At 39.4% G+C, this 16070-nt stretch carries 12 protein-coding genes and 1 tRNA gene; 9 read left to right on the forward strand and 4 right to left on the reverse strand.

The features are described 5' to 3' along the window. Positions 1 to 745 precede the first annotated feature (745 nt). From BMX11_RS13080 to BMX11_RS13100, 5 genes are all read left to right on the forward strand, one after another. The gene (locus BMX11_RS13080) at positions 746 to 1036 is read left to right on the forward strand and encodes a hypothetical protein (protein WP_139180184.1); all 291 of its coding nucleotides are present in this window, start codon (positions 746 to 748) and stop codon (positions 1034 to 1036) included. 413 nt (positions 1037 to 1449) lie between these two features. After that, positions 1450 to 4599, forward strand: coding sequence for a SusC/RagA family TonB-linked outer membrane protein (locus tag BMX11_RS13085; RefSeq protein ID WP_245738664.1), 3150 nt, complete (start codon positions 1450 to 1452; stop codon positions 4597 to 4599). A 12-nt stretch (positions 4600 to 4611) separates the two neighbouring features. Then, a complete protein-coding gene (locus BMX11_RS13090) occupies positions 4612 to 6177 on the forward strand; it encodes a SusD/RagB family nutrient-binding outer membrane lipoprotein (protein WP_090885000.1) in 1566 nt (521 codons plus the stop codon). A 13-nt stretch (positions 6178 to 6190) separates the two neighbouring features. Next, on the forward strand, positions 6191 to 7741 hold the full coding sequence (locus BMX11_RS13095) for a DUF5689 domain-containing protein (RefSeq protein WP_139180185.1): 1551 nt from the start codon (positions 6191 to 6193) through the stop codon (positions 7739 to 7741). Between the two features lie 866 nt (positions 7742 to 8607). After that, entirely contained in the window at positions 8608 to 9483 is an 876-nt protein-coding gene (locus BMX11_RS13100; RefSeq protein ID WP_245738665.1) for an alpha/beta fold hydrolase, read from the forward strand. Positions 9484 to 9592: 109 nt separating this feature from the next. Here BMX11_RS13100 and BMX11_RS13105 read toward each other — a convergent pair. The 3 genes from BMX11_RS13105 to BMX11_RS13115 all read right to left on the reverse strand — a co-directional run bounded on the left by BMX11_RS13105 (position 9593) and on the right by BMX11_RS13115 (position 11770). Next, positions 9593 to 9680 (reverse strand) — tRNA-Ser (locus tag BMX11_RS13105). 89 nt (positions 9681 to 9769) lie between these two features. Next, positions 9770 to 11200, reverse strand: a complete 1431-nt coding sequence (pyk, locus tag BMX11_RS13110; protein ID WP_090885005.1) for a pyruvate kinase — start codon at positions 11198 to 11200, stop codon at positions 9770 to 9772. A gap of 150 nt (positions 11201 to 11350) precedes the next feature. Next, positions 11351 to 11770 (reverse strand): IPExxxVDY family protein, encoded by a 420-nt coding sequence (locus tag BMX11_RS13115; protein ID WP_090885007.1) that lies wholly within the window; start codon positions 11768 to 11770, stop codon positions 11351 to 11353. Between the two features lie 158 nt (positions 11771 to 11928). Between BMX11_RS13115 and BMX11_RS13120 the strand changes: the two genes are divergently transcribed. The 3 genes from BMX11_RS13120 (at position 11929) to rnc (ending at position 14262) form a co-directional block, all read left to right on the forward strand. Beyond that, a complete protein-coding gene (locus BMX11_RS13120; protein WP_008508386.1) occupies positions 11929 to 12165 on the forward strand; it encodes an acyl carrier protein in 237 nt (78 codons plus the stop codon). A 22-nt stretch (positions 12166 to 12187) separates the two neighbouring features. Then, a complete protein-coding gene (fabF, locus tag BMX11_RS13125; protein WP_090885009.1) occupies positions 12188 to 13441 on the forward strand; it encodes a beta-ketoacyl-ACP synthase II in 1254 nt (417 codons plus the stop codon). A 92-nt stretch (positions 13442 to 13533) separates the two neighbouring features. After that, positions 13534 to 14262 (forward strand): ribonuclease III, encoded by a 729-nt coding sequence (rnc, locus tag BMX11_RS13130; RefSeq protein ID WP_090885011.1) that lies wholly within the window; start codon positions 13534 to 13536, stop codon positions 14260 to 14262. Between the two features lie 160 nt (positions 14263 to 14422). Here rnc and BMX11_RS13135 read toward each other — a convergent pair whose 3' ends face one another. Continuing rightward, positions 14423 to 15136, reverse strand: coding sequence for a hypothetical protein (locus BMX11_RS13135; RefSeq protein WP_090885013.1), 714 nt, complete (start codon positions 15134 to 15136; stop codon positions 14423 to 14425). A 71-nt stretch (positions 15137 to 15207) separates the two neighbouring features. Here BMX11_RS13135 and BMX11_RS13140 point away from each other — a divergent pair, with 71 nt between their 5' ends. Next, the gene (locus BMX11_RS13140) at positions 15208 to 15978 is read left to right on the forward strand and encodes a lysophospholipid acyltransferase family protein (RefSeq protein WP_139180186.1); all 771 of its coding nucleotides are present in this window, start codon (positions 15208 to 15210) and stop codon (positions 15976 to 15978) included. Positions 15979 to 16070: the final 92 nt, after the last annotated feature.

Genomic DNA, 16070 nt, shown 5'->3' on the forward strand with positions numbered 1-16070 from the left:
GGGGGCTTACTTTTATCTAACAGGAAAAAATATGCCTTGAAAACTCTAGGACGAACTTTCTTAACTAATTCAGAATTTTACCGGACAACACTGAGCTGTGGGTTACGAGTCTGGGCGCATAGCCACGCTGAGTTTTTCAAATAGCAAACTAACATCATTCAACCTTATTTAGGCATTGACAACCCATAACACGTAACCCAAAACCTATAACACAAATATTTCCGCCAATAGCATTCGGATGATCTTAGCCAAGAAAGGATGCAAGCCTTGGGTTTATTCATTAGTATTTATTGCTTTTAATGGCATTTATGAGCTCGCTAAGGCTCGGTTTGGGTACCTTTTTGCCAAGAAAAAGTTACGAGCCCTTCCAGTGGTGAGGAAAAGAGAAACTATTAAGTAGTACCGAGACGCTACAACTAGAAAAGGATATATTTCCTATAAGCGCAAGAAGTTAACGTAATTTAATGCCCTGTTTACATTAAAATTTTAGTTTTACTTATTCCATCGGAAAACGGAAAAAATATGGCTGCTTTAAGCCAGATAACTAATAATGAATTAACATGAAAAAATATTCTGCTACGCGGAGCCTATTGTTGTGCGGTTTAAAATCCTTTAACCAATTAGAACCCTGTAAATTAATTTATTAATCGGGTTTTTCTGAACCGAATTTTATCAAATTATCTCAATCAATTACGCCTCATCTTGCAAAGCGAAGCCCTTCGCGTTGTATGTACTAACCAATTTTATGCACGGAATAGACCGAAACAATCACGAATATTTAAAATCAATCCTCAGTAAACTGGAGTGTTTTTTAGAAACAAACAAATGTGACGAAATGACTCAGGAGGAAGCCTTAAATGCCTTTAACGATTTAAATGAAGTTAAAGCAAGCCGGTTGAGATTACAGGCATTGTACGTGGAGTACCTAAGTAAGCTATCCGATATTGAAATGCATATTCAAGTCTATCAGGAAACTTTTCAGGATATCAGGAATAACCTGGTAAAAGCTAAGCTAAAGGAGATGAGAAAACAATAGGCTAAAACGTTTTAAACTTTTGAACACATTCTTATCCGGAATAAATGTCTTCTGTTTTAATTTGATGTTACCCTTGAATAAAAATATTGTTGCATAAAATCTATCAAAATTAAATTTCATTCACTTTCTTTTACAGTAACCACTTGTTAGCTAATGCTTTGTGGTTGATTTGTTGCCCTGTGATCTGCCGTTTGTTTAAGTAACTTCTTTTAATCCCCAGTTAACTTTTGGTTTAAGTTAAAAATCAACCTTTGCCGCAATAAAAGGAAACCAATTAAAACTGACTAATGAAGAAAAATTTACTTGAGCACCTTGTGAAACAAGGCCTTAAGTATCTTGTACCCACAAGAATAACTTGTGTGATCTTGATACTCTTTTTTGTCCAGCCAAATCAGATAAGGGCTGATGAAAAAATGAAATTTTCCCCTTTACAAACCCGGCAAAATATTACAGTAAAGGGCAAGGTAGTTGATGAGGCAGACAGCCAGCCTTTGCCAGGCGTAAACATTATGGATGCCAACAAGAAAGTATACGCAATAACCAACAATGATGGCGAATTTAGCGTAAACGTACCCTTAGGAACGGAGCTAAATTTCAGCATGCTTGGCTATTCGGTTGTTAAGAGAGTGGTTAATCAAAATACAACCCTGCTTAATATTCGCCTTAAAGCTGGAGAAAATACACTGAACGAGGTGGTGGTTACTGCTTTGGGTATTAAACGTGAAGAGCGCTCTCTTGGTTATGCAGTAAACAAATTAGATAGCACCGAATTTACCAATGCAGTTGCCAGTAACTGGACCGACGCTTTATCTGGTAAGGTTGCAGGTTTAAACCTGGTGAGGAATAGTGGCCCGGCTGGTTCAAATAAAATTATCCTGCGGGGAGAAAACAACCTTACCGGCGATAATGAAGCCTTAATCGTAATTGATGGTGTAGTGGCCAGTAGTAGCGCCAGGCGTAGCTCGGCAACAGGTGGGGGTGTTTATGGTACATCAGGAGATATTATGCCTGCCGATTTTGGTAGCGGATTAAATGATTTAAACCCTGATGATATTGAAAACGTTACGGTACTTAAAGGGCCTGCAGCTTCGGCACTCTATGGTCAGAGAGGTGCAAACGGTGCCATTATCATTACCACCAAATCTGCAACGGTTGGAAGAAAGAAATTAGGCATTACTTTTACCTCTAATAGCGCCTGGGAAGAAGTAAATAGCGGGCCTGATAGACAGCAGGAATTCGGTGCCGGAGTTTATGGCAACTCGTATTTTTCGTACGGAACAAGTCCTGATGGACCCAGTACCAATGCAACAAGTTCAACATGGGGGCCTGCCTTTTCAGCAGGTAGTATGTTTTATCAATATGATCCTGTAACCAAGGCCCGGGGAGCTGAACGTACCCCTTGGGTAGCATATAAAGATCCGGTTGATGCATTTTTTGTTACCGGATTTGAATCGACAAACTCTGTTAGTTTGGATGGAACATATAAAGGTGTTGGCCTGCGTTTATCTGCAAGCCATGGCAATAACGAATGGATTGTTCCCAATACAGGTTTAGAAAGAACAACCGTTTCCTTGAACGCCAATACCACCATTGCTAAAAAATTAACCTTAAACTTTAAGGGGCAATATAGCAACAGAAATAGCGATAACTTGCCTGCTACAGGTTATGGTAATCAATCCTTAATGTATTGGTTTATGTTTGCTCAACCCAATGTAAACGTAGATTGGTACAGAGATTATTGGGTAACCGGGAAAGAGTTACAACAATTTGTAAACATTACAACCACCAACCCCGAAGCGCCTTATGCCATTTCAGAGCAATACCTTAATGCACAAAGGCGTAATGGCTGGTTAGGTAACCTATCGGCAAATTATAAAATCACCTCAGAATTAAGCTTAATGTTGAGGGCATCGGCAGATTTGAATAATGATGTGCGTGAAACCATGCGCCCATGGGATGCTGCAGGAAATAAATTTGCTCAAGGCTCCTACAGAGTAGGTAATATCCGCTCTTACGAAATTAGTGCAGATTTTATGTTGCGCTACAATAAGAAGTTTGGTAAAGACTGGGATATGACAACCAGCTTAGGTGGGAGTCAGTTACGTAATAGTTATAACAGGTTAGAAACCAGAGCTGATGGATTAATCATTCCAGGCGTTTATTCATTAGATAATAACCGAAGTCCTCTGGTTTATGCACCCGATACCGCACGATACAGGATTAATAGTTTCTACGCCACGGGTTCATTGAGTTATAAAAACTACCTGTACTTAGATGTTACTGCCCGCCAGGATTGGAACAGTACCTTAGCAACCATTACCAGAACCGATAACGTAGGTTTCTTCTATCCATCTGCAAGTTTAGCATTCATTGCCTCTGATGTTTGGAAACTTCCAAAAACCATCAGCTACGCTAAATTAAGAGGATCAATTGCGCAGGTAGGAAGTGGAAGTACCGTTCCATACAGAACAGAGTATGCTTATCTTTCTGCCGCGGATGGTATTTACCCCGATGGAGCCCTTAATAATACCAGAATACTACCTAATCCAAATTTAAAACCTCTCATCACCACTACTGTAGAGCTGGGATTAGATTTAAGGCTATTTAAAAATCGATTAAACTTCGATTTGGCAGCCTATTCAGGAAACACCAAAAATCAGATTCTAAACAGGATTGTAGACAAATCAACAGGTTATAACGTACAGGTAGTAAACATTGGAAGGGTGGATAACAAAGGACTTGAATTGGCCGTAAATGGAACACCGGTTCAAACCAAATCTTTTAAATGGACACTTAACGGAACTTTTTCTGCCAACCGAAATAAAATTAAAGAGTTATCAGATAGTTCACTGGTGCTTCGTACAGGCGCTTTAGGTAGTGGGCAGGTAGTGGCTAATGTTGGTGGCAGTATGGGCGATATGTATGGAAGGGGATATCTACGTTCTCCAGACGGACAGATTGTTTTTAACCCAACTACTGGCGTTGCTTTAGAAAACCCCGACCTGATTTATTTAGGCAATACTACACCGAAGTTCAGGTTCAGTTTCGGAACAGGCTTTACTTATAAACAAATCAGTTTCACTGCCTTGTTTGATGCGCAATTGGGTGCAATTGGCCATTCGCTTACCTTTTCGAGAATGGCTTCTTTAGGAAAACATGCCATTACGGTACCCGGCAGATACAATGGTGTAATTGGAGATGGTGTACTTCAAAATGCCGATGGAACATACCGTAAAAATGATGTGATAGCAACCGATATCGCAGCATACTACGAGTCGCTTTATGGTAGCGGACAAGCCGAGGGAAGTATCTTCAAAACCGATTATTTAAAGTTTAGAGAAGCTAACATAACCTATGCATTCAATAAAAAATTCCTTAAAAAAATAGGCTTTAGTAAACTAACACTGGGCGCTTATGGCCGTAACCTATTCATCTGGTCAGAATGGCCTGCATTCGATCCTGAGTTTGGTACGCTTGCCGGTTCTGATATCGTTCAGGGATTTGAAACAGGTCAGTTACCCTCTACACGAACATACGGAGTACGTTTAGTTGTTGGTCTTTAATTTATAGCAATCATGAAAAATAATAAAAATACCATCATTTATTTATTGCTAACCGTGTTTACGCTCACCATGCTTTCCTGTACAAAGGATTTCACCGAGGTAAATACCGATCCAATTGGTAAGAGGAACGCAGAAGCTCACCAGTTGTTAGCACCTGCACTGGTTAATGTACTTAATACCAATATGGTTCGTAACTGGAACTTCAATAACCAGCTGATGCAGGTAACAGTTGAGATTAACGATTCGGAGGGTAGGGTATTCCGCTACGATGTAAGAAGAAATCTGGCCGATTATACCTGGAATAACTGGTATACGAATCTCACCGATTTAAAAGATATTTACACCATTGCCAGTAAGCCTGAGTCGTTAAATAAATCTTATCAGGCCATATCCTTAATTACACAGAGCTGGGTTTATTCCTTGCTAACAGATACTTACGGAGACGTACCTTATTCGGAAGCGAACTCAGGTAGAGAAGATAATTTGCAACCTGTGTTTGATAAGCAGAAGGATATTTATGCCGATATGTTTACCAAACTGGAACAAGCCAACCAATTGCTGAAGGAAGGTACTGCTATTGTAGCTAGCAGCGACCCAGTATTTAATGGTGATGTTTCGAAATGGAGAAGGTTTGGTAACTCCTTATACCTAAGGTTGTTATTACGTGTGTCTGGCAAGGCTGAAGTAGCTGCAACTACCATCGCAAAGATCAAGCAAATGGTAGATACTAACCCGGCAGAATATCCGGTAATGGAAAACAATAGCCATACCGCTAAGATTCTTTGGAACGGAACCAATAGCAGTACAGCAGTATACTCATCGCCATTTATGGTAAATATCCGTGCGGTTGATTTTAGAAACATGCCCGTTTGCGATTTTTTTTTAGGCAAGCTGGTAACTTGGGAACACCCTTGTGTGGTACCAAGCTTAGGTACAGCCAGCGTACCTCGTTTTGGGATAGACAGAGGCCCCGATGGTTGGGTAGGGGTATCCAGCGGATATTCTCCAGGTTCGGGGATTGTTATGCAAACGCACTTCAATTCGGATACAGAGAATAAACTAACCTTACAAACCGATCAGAATACAGGAATTATCATGAACAGCGCTGAGGTTGCTTTTATTAAGGCAGAAGCAGCTGCAAAAGGCTGGATTAACGGGCCTGTAGATGCTTACTATTATAAAGGCATGGCCGATGCCATTAATTATTGGATGCCAGCCTATATTGTAAAACCAACAGATGCCAGGTTTATCTCCTACATAGTCGATGCAGGCTTGCAATGGGATCCAACCTTACCTTTAGAGGCAACGGCATTTGGAAGCAAAAGCCAGATGGAAATGATTCAGCTTCAGAAATACTATGCCATGTTCCTGGTAGATATGCAGCAGTGGTTTGAGTACCGCCGTACAGGGCATCCTATTTTACCAAAAGGACCAGGTTTGGTTAATGGTCAGCGTATGCCGGCCCGATTAAATTATCCCTTAATTACACAATCTACAAATCCAACCAGCTATAAAAATGCCATTGCCGTTCAAGGTGCAGATGATATCAATACCTTGGTTTGGTGGCAAAAACCTTAATCTCGATACTACGATGAGAAAGATCTTAAAAAGACATTTAATTATCGCCGGATCATTGTTATCCATCTTTGCTGGCTGCAGTAAAGGAGATCATAATTTTGTGATCAGCACACCAAGTCCATATATCTCTAACCTCGATTTGCGTAAGCTTTACAAGGGGAGTGATGTGACCTTAACTACAGAAATAACCAGGTCAGCAACTGTAGTGGCCGGCCAGGTAACTTCCGACCATTCGGGCAAAAACCTGCCTGATGGGTTATTGTTTATTCAAAACTCGCGAATGGTTAGTGCAACCATCGATTCGCTTAGAGGAATGGCCATCAATATTGGTGCAGCTGCGGCAAACTATGTTCCGGGCGATTCTGTACACATTAAATTAGAGGGTGGGGTATTGAAAAGGGTGAATGGAATTTTACAAATTACCGGAATTCCTGCTGCCAATGTACAAAGGGTAGCCACAGGTATAAAAGTAATAATGACCCCCGTTTCTACATTGACCATGCTCGCCAAGCCCGAAAATTTTGAGGGCTTATTTGGAGTGGTTTATAACGCTAACTTTGAACCTAATATTGGTGTAGAGCGTATTGAAGGCGTAAAAACCCTTAATGAAGGTTCTGGTGATATGCAGATGAACATTAATAGCACTGCGCTTTTTAAAACCGAACTATTGCCGTATTCTGCTAATGTTAGGGGAATTGTTATTCCTTCAGCTACCACCGGAATTCCACAAATTTGGCCACGCATTAAGGCTGATTTTATGGCCACCAGTATTGTGGTTGATCCAACTATACCACTTGGTCCAAACCCTGCCATTATTACGGGTTACTTTGCCGATCCAGAAAGTACAGATGCCAACCATGAGTACATTCAGTTAATGGCTACACAGGATCTGGATTTCAGGCAAAAACCTTTTTCTTTAATTACTACCAATAATGCAGGGGCATCTACACCAACAGGTTTTCCGGTAAATGGCTGGGCTACGGGTGGATTAAGAACCTATAAATTCAACATCACCAAAGGAACAGTGGCCAAGGGAACTTTCTTCTATGTGGGCGGATATAAGCTAATTGGTGGCTTAAACTCTACCGATATTAGCCAGGCGAACTGGGTAGTAAGTAAACTTTATAACGATTTTGATGGAGATGACGGCATTGGTGAAAAAACAGCAAATTTACTCGCCAATAGTGGAAATCCGGCAGGTATAGCCATTTTCGCCACTAAAACTGTAGATCTTAATACGGTTCCATCCGATGTGGTGTTTTACGCAGGTACAGGTGGTAGTGTTTATGATCCTGTTACCCGTGTAGGTTATGCGATTTGCGATAATGATTATTACAAAAGATATAACGGAACTACTTTTCAACCTTTTTACAGACAAGGTAATAACACAGGTAAAGTGGCGGCCAATCCAGAGGCATCTCAATTTACCTATCTGGGCGGCGTTTACGATGTAGCAACCAAAACCTGGCCGGTAAAACGATTACAAAAAACTATTGCTGTTCCTAAAACTGCTGCACTGGCAGTGATTCAGGAAATGGCAGGAGCAACAAAAATTACGAATTAAAATATTTAGTGATTGGAGTAGGGCAATCTGAGAATTGTACCCGCCACAATGTTTACAAAAGGCCGTAAGTTATCTTGCGGCCTTTTTAGTACGCTCTTTTTTACCAAAAATAACCCTTGGTTTTACACAAGGTACACAGAGATAGTTTCGCTATTGGTAGGAGTACACAAAGAATACTCTCCCTTAGGCCTCGACGTTCAACTCCCCTCCTTTTTTCAAGGAGGGGGAGGGTAGGGTAGTGAAGTGGTGGGGGTGGTTTTTACAATGCGCTTACATGCCTTAAATGGTAAAAGTATGTGCTTTATTTTTGAACCATATAAGCCACATAAGAAAATGTAAGCCCGGCTTTGTGTACTTTGTGCCTTCTCTCTGCGCACTCTGCGGTAAAAAAAATGACTCTAAAACTTAAATTCGCCTACACGCCTTTAATGGTAAAAGTATGCTCCCCTCCTTTTTTCAAGGAGGGGCTGGGTAGGGTGGTGAAGTGGCGGGGGTGGTTTTTACAACGAGCTTACATGTCTTAAATGGTAAAAGTATGTGCTTTATTTTTGAACCATATAAGCCACATAAGAAAATGTAAGCCCAGCTTTGTGTACTTTGTGCCTTCTCTCTGCGCACTCTGCGGTAAAAAAATGACTCTAAAACCTAATCAAACTTAAATCCCCTTACATTTCTTAAATGGGTGGGGTAGGGTGTGAAGTGGCGGGGGTGGTTGTTACAATGAACTTACATGGTGCAACGTTTCATAATGGAGAGATGGATAAATAAAAGCACCTGTCGTAATTCGCCCCTAAATTGTCATTTTTGCACCCCACAGATTTGATAAATGCTCCTGATATTTATACGATCAAACTAAACTGGGTAACATGATGAAAAAACTATTAAAACCAGGAAATCTGATTAAATTACTCCTAATCGCAATCATTATGACTTCTGCATCTCAATCCAAAGCACAACAAGTTAAACCCAGCAGCAGTGGTTACGCCCCAGCTAATGGAACTCAAGTTTATTACGAAGTATATGGCGAGGGCAAGCCTATTGTGCTATTGCACGGCGCTTACTACACCATAGAGATGAATTGGGCTCAACTAATACCTGAATTAGCGAAAACAAGAAAGGTTATTGCGCTGGAATTGCAAGGACATGGACATACCCCCTTTTCAGATAGAAAATTATCATCGGCAACTTTAGCCAACGATGTAGAGAAAGTAATGGATTACCTGAAAATTGACAGCGCAGATATAGCGGGATATAGTTTTGGTGGTCATATCGCCTACCAGTTTGCCATACAAAGTCCTAAACGATTGAAAAAATTGGTTATCATTTCTGCCGTTTATAAAACTGAAGGCTGGGTAACCGAAGTGGCAGGTATTTTTAAAAAAATGAAGCCTGAGTTTTTTGCAAACTCACCTCTGCAAGTCGCTTATGATGCAGTGGCACCAGATAAGACAAAATGGAACAAGTTCCTCGAGCAGATGATTGCTTTAGCTGGGGAGCCATATAATTTGGGCGACGCCAATATTGCTAAAATCACGGCTCCTGTATTAATCATATCAGGCGATAATGATGGGATGGATAAAATCGAATTGGCTAAAACATATAAATTATTGGGTGGGGGAGTTGCTGCAGACATGCAACCTATGCCAAAATCGCATCTGGTCATTATTCCCAATCAAAGCCATGTTAGCCTGATGCAGCAGACAAAGGCAATATTCGGGTTTATGGATAGTTTTTTGCAATAAACTTTGCTTTCAGATTTTGAGCATTCGAAAGAACATGTGGTAATTAAGCGTTCGATTTTGCTTTACTATTATAAACAAAAAGCACTGTAAATCAGTGCTTTTTGTTTATTGGCGGAGAGGGCGGGATTCGAACCCGCGGTACCTTGCAGTACACACGCTTTCCAAGCGTGCTCGATCGACCACTCTGACACCTCTCCGAGCGGGTTGCAAAAATATATTTTTTATTTGGTTAACAAAAATGCCCAGGCCATAACCCGGGCATTTTTATTAATTATTTTAGAAAGGATTACTCAACTACAGTGATTTTCAACATGTTGGTTTTTCCCTTAACTTCCATTGGAATGGCTGCAGTGTTGATTAAGATATCACCTGCTTTAACCAATTTCTTGCTCTTTAAGAAGTCGTTCACCTCAATAATGGTATTATCAGTGCTTTCAAACTTATCGTAATAAAAACCTCTAACACCCCAAAGTAAACTAACTGTGTTTAATAATTCTCTGTTGCTGGTAAAAATAAACACCAATGATTCTGAACGGTGGCTCGAAATTTCGAAGGCAGTATAACCGCTTAAAGTCATCGATACAATACCTACAGCATTGGTTTGCTTAGCTAAGAAACAAGCCGAATCACAGATTGCATCACTTAAAAATGAAGGTGATTTTGGTTTTAAGAATTTATCTGGATTAAACGGATAATTGTTCTCTTCAATGTTCTGAATAATTTTTTGCATGGTTTCGATAACGATCAGCGGGAATTCACCTACCGAAGTTTCTCCACTTAACATCACAGCATCAGCACCATCTAGAACAGAGTTAGCCACGTCATTCACCTCTGCACGGGTTGGACGAGGAGTTGTAATCATGCTTTCAAGCATTTGAGTAGCAATAATTACAGGTTTCGAAGCCGCCCTACATTTCTGAACAATCATTTTTTGTAGTAATGGAACTTCTTCCATCGGACATTCAACACCCAGGTCACCACGGGCAACCATTACACCATCAGTAACTGCAATAATCTCATCGATATTAGCAATGGCCTCTGGTTTCTCAATTTTAGCAATAACGCGGGCAGTTTTACCACGCTCAGCAATAATTTTTTTAAGCTCGATGATATCTTCTGCCTTACGAACGAAAGATAAACCAATCCACTCTACATTATTTTCCAATACAAACTCTAAGTTTTCACGATCCTCAGCAGTTAAAGAAGGGATAGAAACTTTAGTGTTCGGAAGGTTAACTCCTTTTCTTGATGTTAAAATACCACCGTGAACAACCTCACAAACTACCTCATCTTTTAAGTTGGTAGATAAAACTTTCATTTGAAGTTTTCCATCATCTAAAAGGATGATTTCTCCAGCCTGAACGTCTTGAGGGAAGTTTTGGTAAGTGATATAAATGCGTTCTTCGTTACCAATGCATTCATTGGTGGTGATGACAGTTGTGCTTCCGTTAATCAGGTTAATACCACCTTCTTTAACTAAGCCAATACGGATTTTAGGCCCTTGTAAATCAGCAAGGATACCCACATTGTAATCGTATTTTTTATTAAGATCGCGGATAGTGTCTAAAACCGCTTGGTGATCTGCTTGTGAACCATGTGAAAAATTTAACCGGCAAACATCTAAACCTGCGTTAAACATACTGTATAATACATCAGGTTTTGCCGATGCTGGCCCAAGTGTGGCAACAATTTTGGTTCTGGAATGAAAAGGTTTCATTTAATAATTGATTTTTAGCAATGTAGTTTATTCGTCGCTAATTCACTATCTAAAGTAATTAAACTACATCAATTTTTATATATTTTGTTCTTCTGTTCGTTGTTTGTAACCCTCAAATATAGTGTAATTAATACACCAAGTATATAATTTTTATATTACCAAATTTTCCCTGCTCTTCAATTTGGTAGGCTCTATCTTTGCAGCAACCTGTATATCAGGCAGTTTGTTTAATCCGGCAATTAAATAATTAAGATCTTCTTTGTCAATAAATTCTCTAATAATCATGAAAAAATCTACGTTAGACATCTCCGGAATCAGCAGTCCGTCGCTACTTCTGTTGCTGATTAAATAATATTCTACCTCTCCTTGCTCTACAAAAAAGTAATATTTGGAAAAAGACCAGGCCGGTTCGTCAATATTAAAAAATATTTCATGATCTTCTACCTTCTCAAATTCAGTGTTTAATCTCGTATTAATTTTGTGGCACAATACATAGTCTTTTAATGGCGCTGTGATCGCAATTAATATAAAATCAAGGTCTAAGGTTAATTTTAGGTAAGTTTTATTCAAGGTAAAATAAATTTTAAACAGAACGAAATTAAAAAACTAATTCTATATTCGTTGTGTTATTAAGATGCCAAAAATACGTGTCGAAATAAAAACATTTGAAAATTGTAAGAATTTATTTTTCTTTGCACAGAATTATTTAACCATTAAATTATAAAATTATGTCTGATATTGCTTCAAGAGTAAAGGCTATTATCGTAGAAAAACTAGGTGTTGATGAAAGCGAAGTTACACCAGAGGCTTCATTCACCAACGATTTGGGTGCAGATTCTTTAGATACCGTAGAATTAATTATGGAATTTGAAAAAGAATTTAATGTAGCCATTCCTGATGATCAGGCTGAAACCATCGGTACAGTTGGTCAAGCAATCGCTTATTTGGAAAAAAACGTTAAATAGAAAGTACGCTTTTTCAGTATAAATGGAATTAAAAAGAGTAGTAGTAACAGGTTTGGGTGCGCTCACTCCTATAGGCAATAATGTTCCTGATTTTTGGGAAGGGTTGACTAACGGAGTGAGCGGTGCCGCTCCTATTAAAGGTTTTGACACTGAAAAGTTCAAAACTAAATTCGCTTGTGAGGTAAAAAACTTTAATCCAGAAGACTTTTTGGAGAAAAAAGAAGCCCGTAAGCTTGATCCGTTTGTACAATATGCTCTTGTAGCTACAGAGGAGGCGGTAAAGGATGGTGGGTTTGATTTTACAAATCTGGATACCAACCGTATCGGTGTAATCTGGGGTGCTGGCATAGGTGGATTGAAAACTTTTTTAGATGAAATTTCAAATTTCGCTAAGGGAGATGGTACGCCAAGATACAATCCATTTTTTATTCCTAAAATGATTATTGATATTGCCCCAGGGCATATCTCTATCAAATACGGCTTACGTGGGCCAAATTTTGCAACCGTTTCTGCTTGTGCTTCTTCAACCAATGCCATGATTGATGCATTTAACTATATCCGCTTGGGTATGGCCGATGTAATTATCAGTGGTGGTTCTGAGGCGATCATTAATGAAGCGGGGATGGGTGGTTTCAATGCCATGCATGCATTATCCACACGTAATGACGATCCAACTACAGCTTCACGTCCGTTTGATAAAGACCGTGATGGTTTTGTTGCTGGTGAAGGCGCTGGAACAATTATCTTAGAAGAACTTGAACACGCAAAAGCAAGGGGAGCAAAAATTTATGCCGAACTTGTGGGTGGTGGAATGAGTGCTGATGCAAATCACATTACCGCTCCACATCCTGAAGGTTTAGGTGCTAAAATGGTAATGTCTAACGCTTTAAGAGACGCAGGTTTAAGTACTGCCGATATCGATTATATCAATGTTCATGGAACTTCTACACCTTTGGGTGATATTAGTGAAACCAAGGCCATTGCAGATTTATTCGGTGAGGATGCTTACAAACTGAATATCAGCTCGACAAAATCTATGACTGGTCACCTATTAGGGGCAGCTGGAGCAATTGAGGCAATTGCCGCAATTCTTTCTGTACAAAATGATATTGTTCCTCCAACAATTAATCACTTTACAGATGATCCTGCGTTTGATCCAAAACTGAACTTCACTTTCAACAAAGCTCAAAAACGTACAGTTAGAGCGGCGTTAAGCAATACTTTCGGTTTCGGTGGGCACAATGCTTCGGTAATTTTCAAAAAATACGAAGATTAATCCTGCAGCTTGCTTTATAATTTTGTATGCTGACTAAAAATAGATAACTTAGTTAAATATGCTCATAAGCCGCTAATTGTGTTATTTATTTAATGCCGATATTCAAATTATATAAACTTTATATTTCTCCTGAAAAGGAGTTTGTAAAAAAGCTTAAGAACATTTTGGGCTTTGTTCCGGGCAATGTTGCGCTTTATAAAATGGCGTTCAGACATCGTTCTGTGGCCAAAGTTTTAAAGAATGGAAGTCGAAGTAGTAATGAAAGGCTCGAATTTTTAGGGGATGCTGTTTTGGGCTCTGTGATCGCAGAGCTACTTTTTAAACATTATCCCTACAAAGAGGAAGGCTTTTTAACTGAAATGCGATCGAAGATTGTAAACCGGGCAAACTTAAACCAATTGGCAAAGAAGATCGGGTTTGATAAACTCATTCAATTCGATCAGAGATCCGTGAGTGTTCAAACCAAGCATAATTCTATGCTGGGCGATGCCTTCGAAGCCATTATTGGAGCCATTTACCTGGATAAGGGCTATAATTTTACCAAAGAATTTTTACTGCGCAGAATTGTTAAGCCACACATCGATATTCATACATTAGAGCTTACTGAAACCAATTTCAAAAGTAAATTGATAGAATGGTGTCAGCGCCATGGTAAAGATGTGATGTTTGAGCTCGTACAGAACGATGAGGGTGAAAGCGCTAAATTGTTTACCATCAGTGCCATTGTAGATGGAGAAAAGCATGGTACAGGACGCGATTACAACAAGAAGAACGCTGAAAAATTGGCGGCAGAGAAAGCTTGCGAAGCGTTGAGTATCTAGTTTATCGGTTAACTTTAAGCTGCTAGAGTCATTGAATTGCTTAACTGTTTAATTGCTAAATTGTTTAACCGCGACTGCAAACTGTTTACTGCAAACTGAGAACTGAGAACTGCAAACTGCTAAAGGCGATTGAGCGATACTCCCAACTCCAATCTCCAAACTACTTCCCCTTTCCCAGCGTATCTGTAAACTTTTTCGAAGATTCCTTAATGTATTTGATGTAATCGTAGCTGTTCCAGAACTGGGCTTTTTCATATTCTGGTCGGCAATTTAACATGTAAGTTTCCAGGTTTTTTCCTCTTAAATCGGTATTATTCTGGATAATTGTGCCATTGAAATATTGATCAATCTGGCTTTGCTTAATTTCATTATCCGCATAACGACCAAAACGTCTTGCATTTTTAGGGTCTTTACCCAGAAGATTATACAGGGCATTTAAAGGCTGGAAAACAGCAGAGAGAAATTTGGTTTTACCACCGTTATAAACGCCTTTATTTTTAAACTCCTGTTTAATTTCAGCCAGGTCCTGTTGCTTGGTATTTCCCCTTACGGTAACCTCATCCAGTGTAGTCGTTTCCCTTATTAAATAGATAATAAGGTCTTGAGTGCCGTTAACCGCTACGCGTTGATCTATCAGGTTTCTTTTAGAAATGTAGAGCGTATCGCCAACCTTAGCTCTCAGCTGAAACATGCCCATATCATTACTACCTACGCCTATACCCGTGCGCATGTTGGTAATTTCTGCCAGTGCAATTCTGATGTTAGAACCCCGCTCAATCACTACACCCTTTACAATAAAATCCTGACTCCGCGCCACAAAATTAAAGCAAATTAAGGTAACCAGTAAACAGGAAAAGATTTTGAGGGCTTTCATCAGGTATAAGATATTTTTTGTAAAATTAACAATTGTTAACTGGGAAAGTTGTTAAAAAAACGTTAATCCGCATGAGAAAGTTTGTTGGGCTAATTTATTTGTTGTATTCAGGCTTGATATTTTTCCTGTTAATGCTGCTGGTTTGTCCCTTCATTGTGTTATCTACCGCCTTGTTTAAAGAAAAAACAGGCAGGAAGATGGCCTTCTTTTTTCTTAAGGTATGGGCCTGGGGTTTTAGTCTGTCAACTTTTTTATGGTTTAGCAGTCAAGGTAGAAAAAGCATAGATACCGATAAGGCTTACATTTATGTTGGTAACCATGGTTCTTTTCTGGATGCTGTAGCGATAGTAATCTGCATCCCGCAGGCTTTTAGTCCGCTGGGAAAGATAGAAATGTTGAAGATTCCGGTTTTTGGCTGGATTTACAAACGTTTGGTGGTGATGATTGATAGAAGCAGCAGGGAAAGTAGAGACCAATCGGTAGCAGAGCTGAGAAAGGATTTAGCCGATGGACAGTCCATTTTAATTTTTCCGGAGGGAACAATGAATAAAACCGACGAGCCTTTGGCACCCTTTTACGATGGAGCTTTTCGCTTAGCTATAGAAACTCAAACCCCTATTATGCCTTTCGCTATTTTGAATAGCAAAGAACATTTACCCCGTAAAAACCCCTTATTATTAAACCCTGGTATTATTGACATGAAGTTTGGAACGGCAATACCGGTAGATGGCTTACAGGCTACCGATTTAGAAAAATTAAAGGCAACTACGTTCAGTACAATACTATCTATGTTAGAAAACCCTGCCACTGGGGAAGCGATCAATCTAAAAACAGTTCACTAATTTTTCTTACCTTTCCATTATAAAATGAGCTAGATTAATTATCATTCTTTAATGCATTGTAAGACTTTTTTTTTAAAGTAGTAGTAAACATT

This window comes from Pedobacter rhizosphaerae (assembly GCF_900111155.1).
In the GTDB taxonomy this organism is placed as follows: domain Bacteria; phylum Bacteroidota; class Bacteroidia; order Sphingobacteriales; family Sphingobacteriaceae; genus Pedobacter; species Pedobacter rhizosphaerae.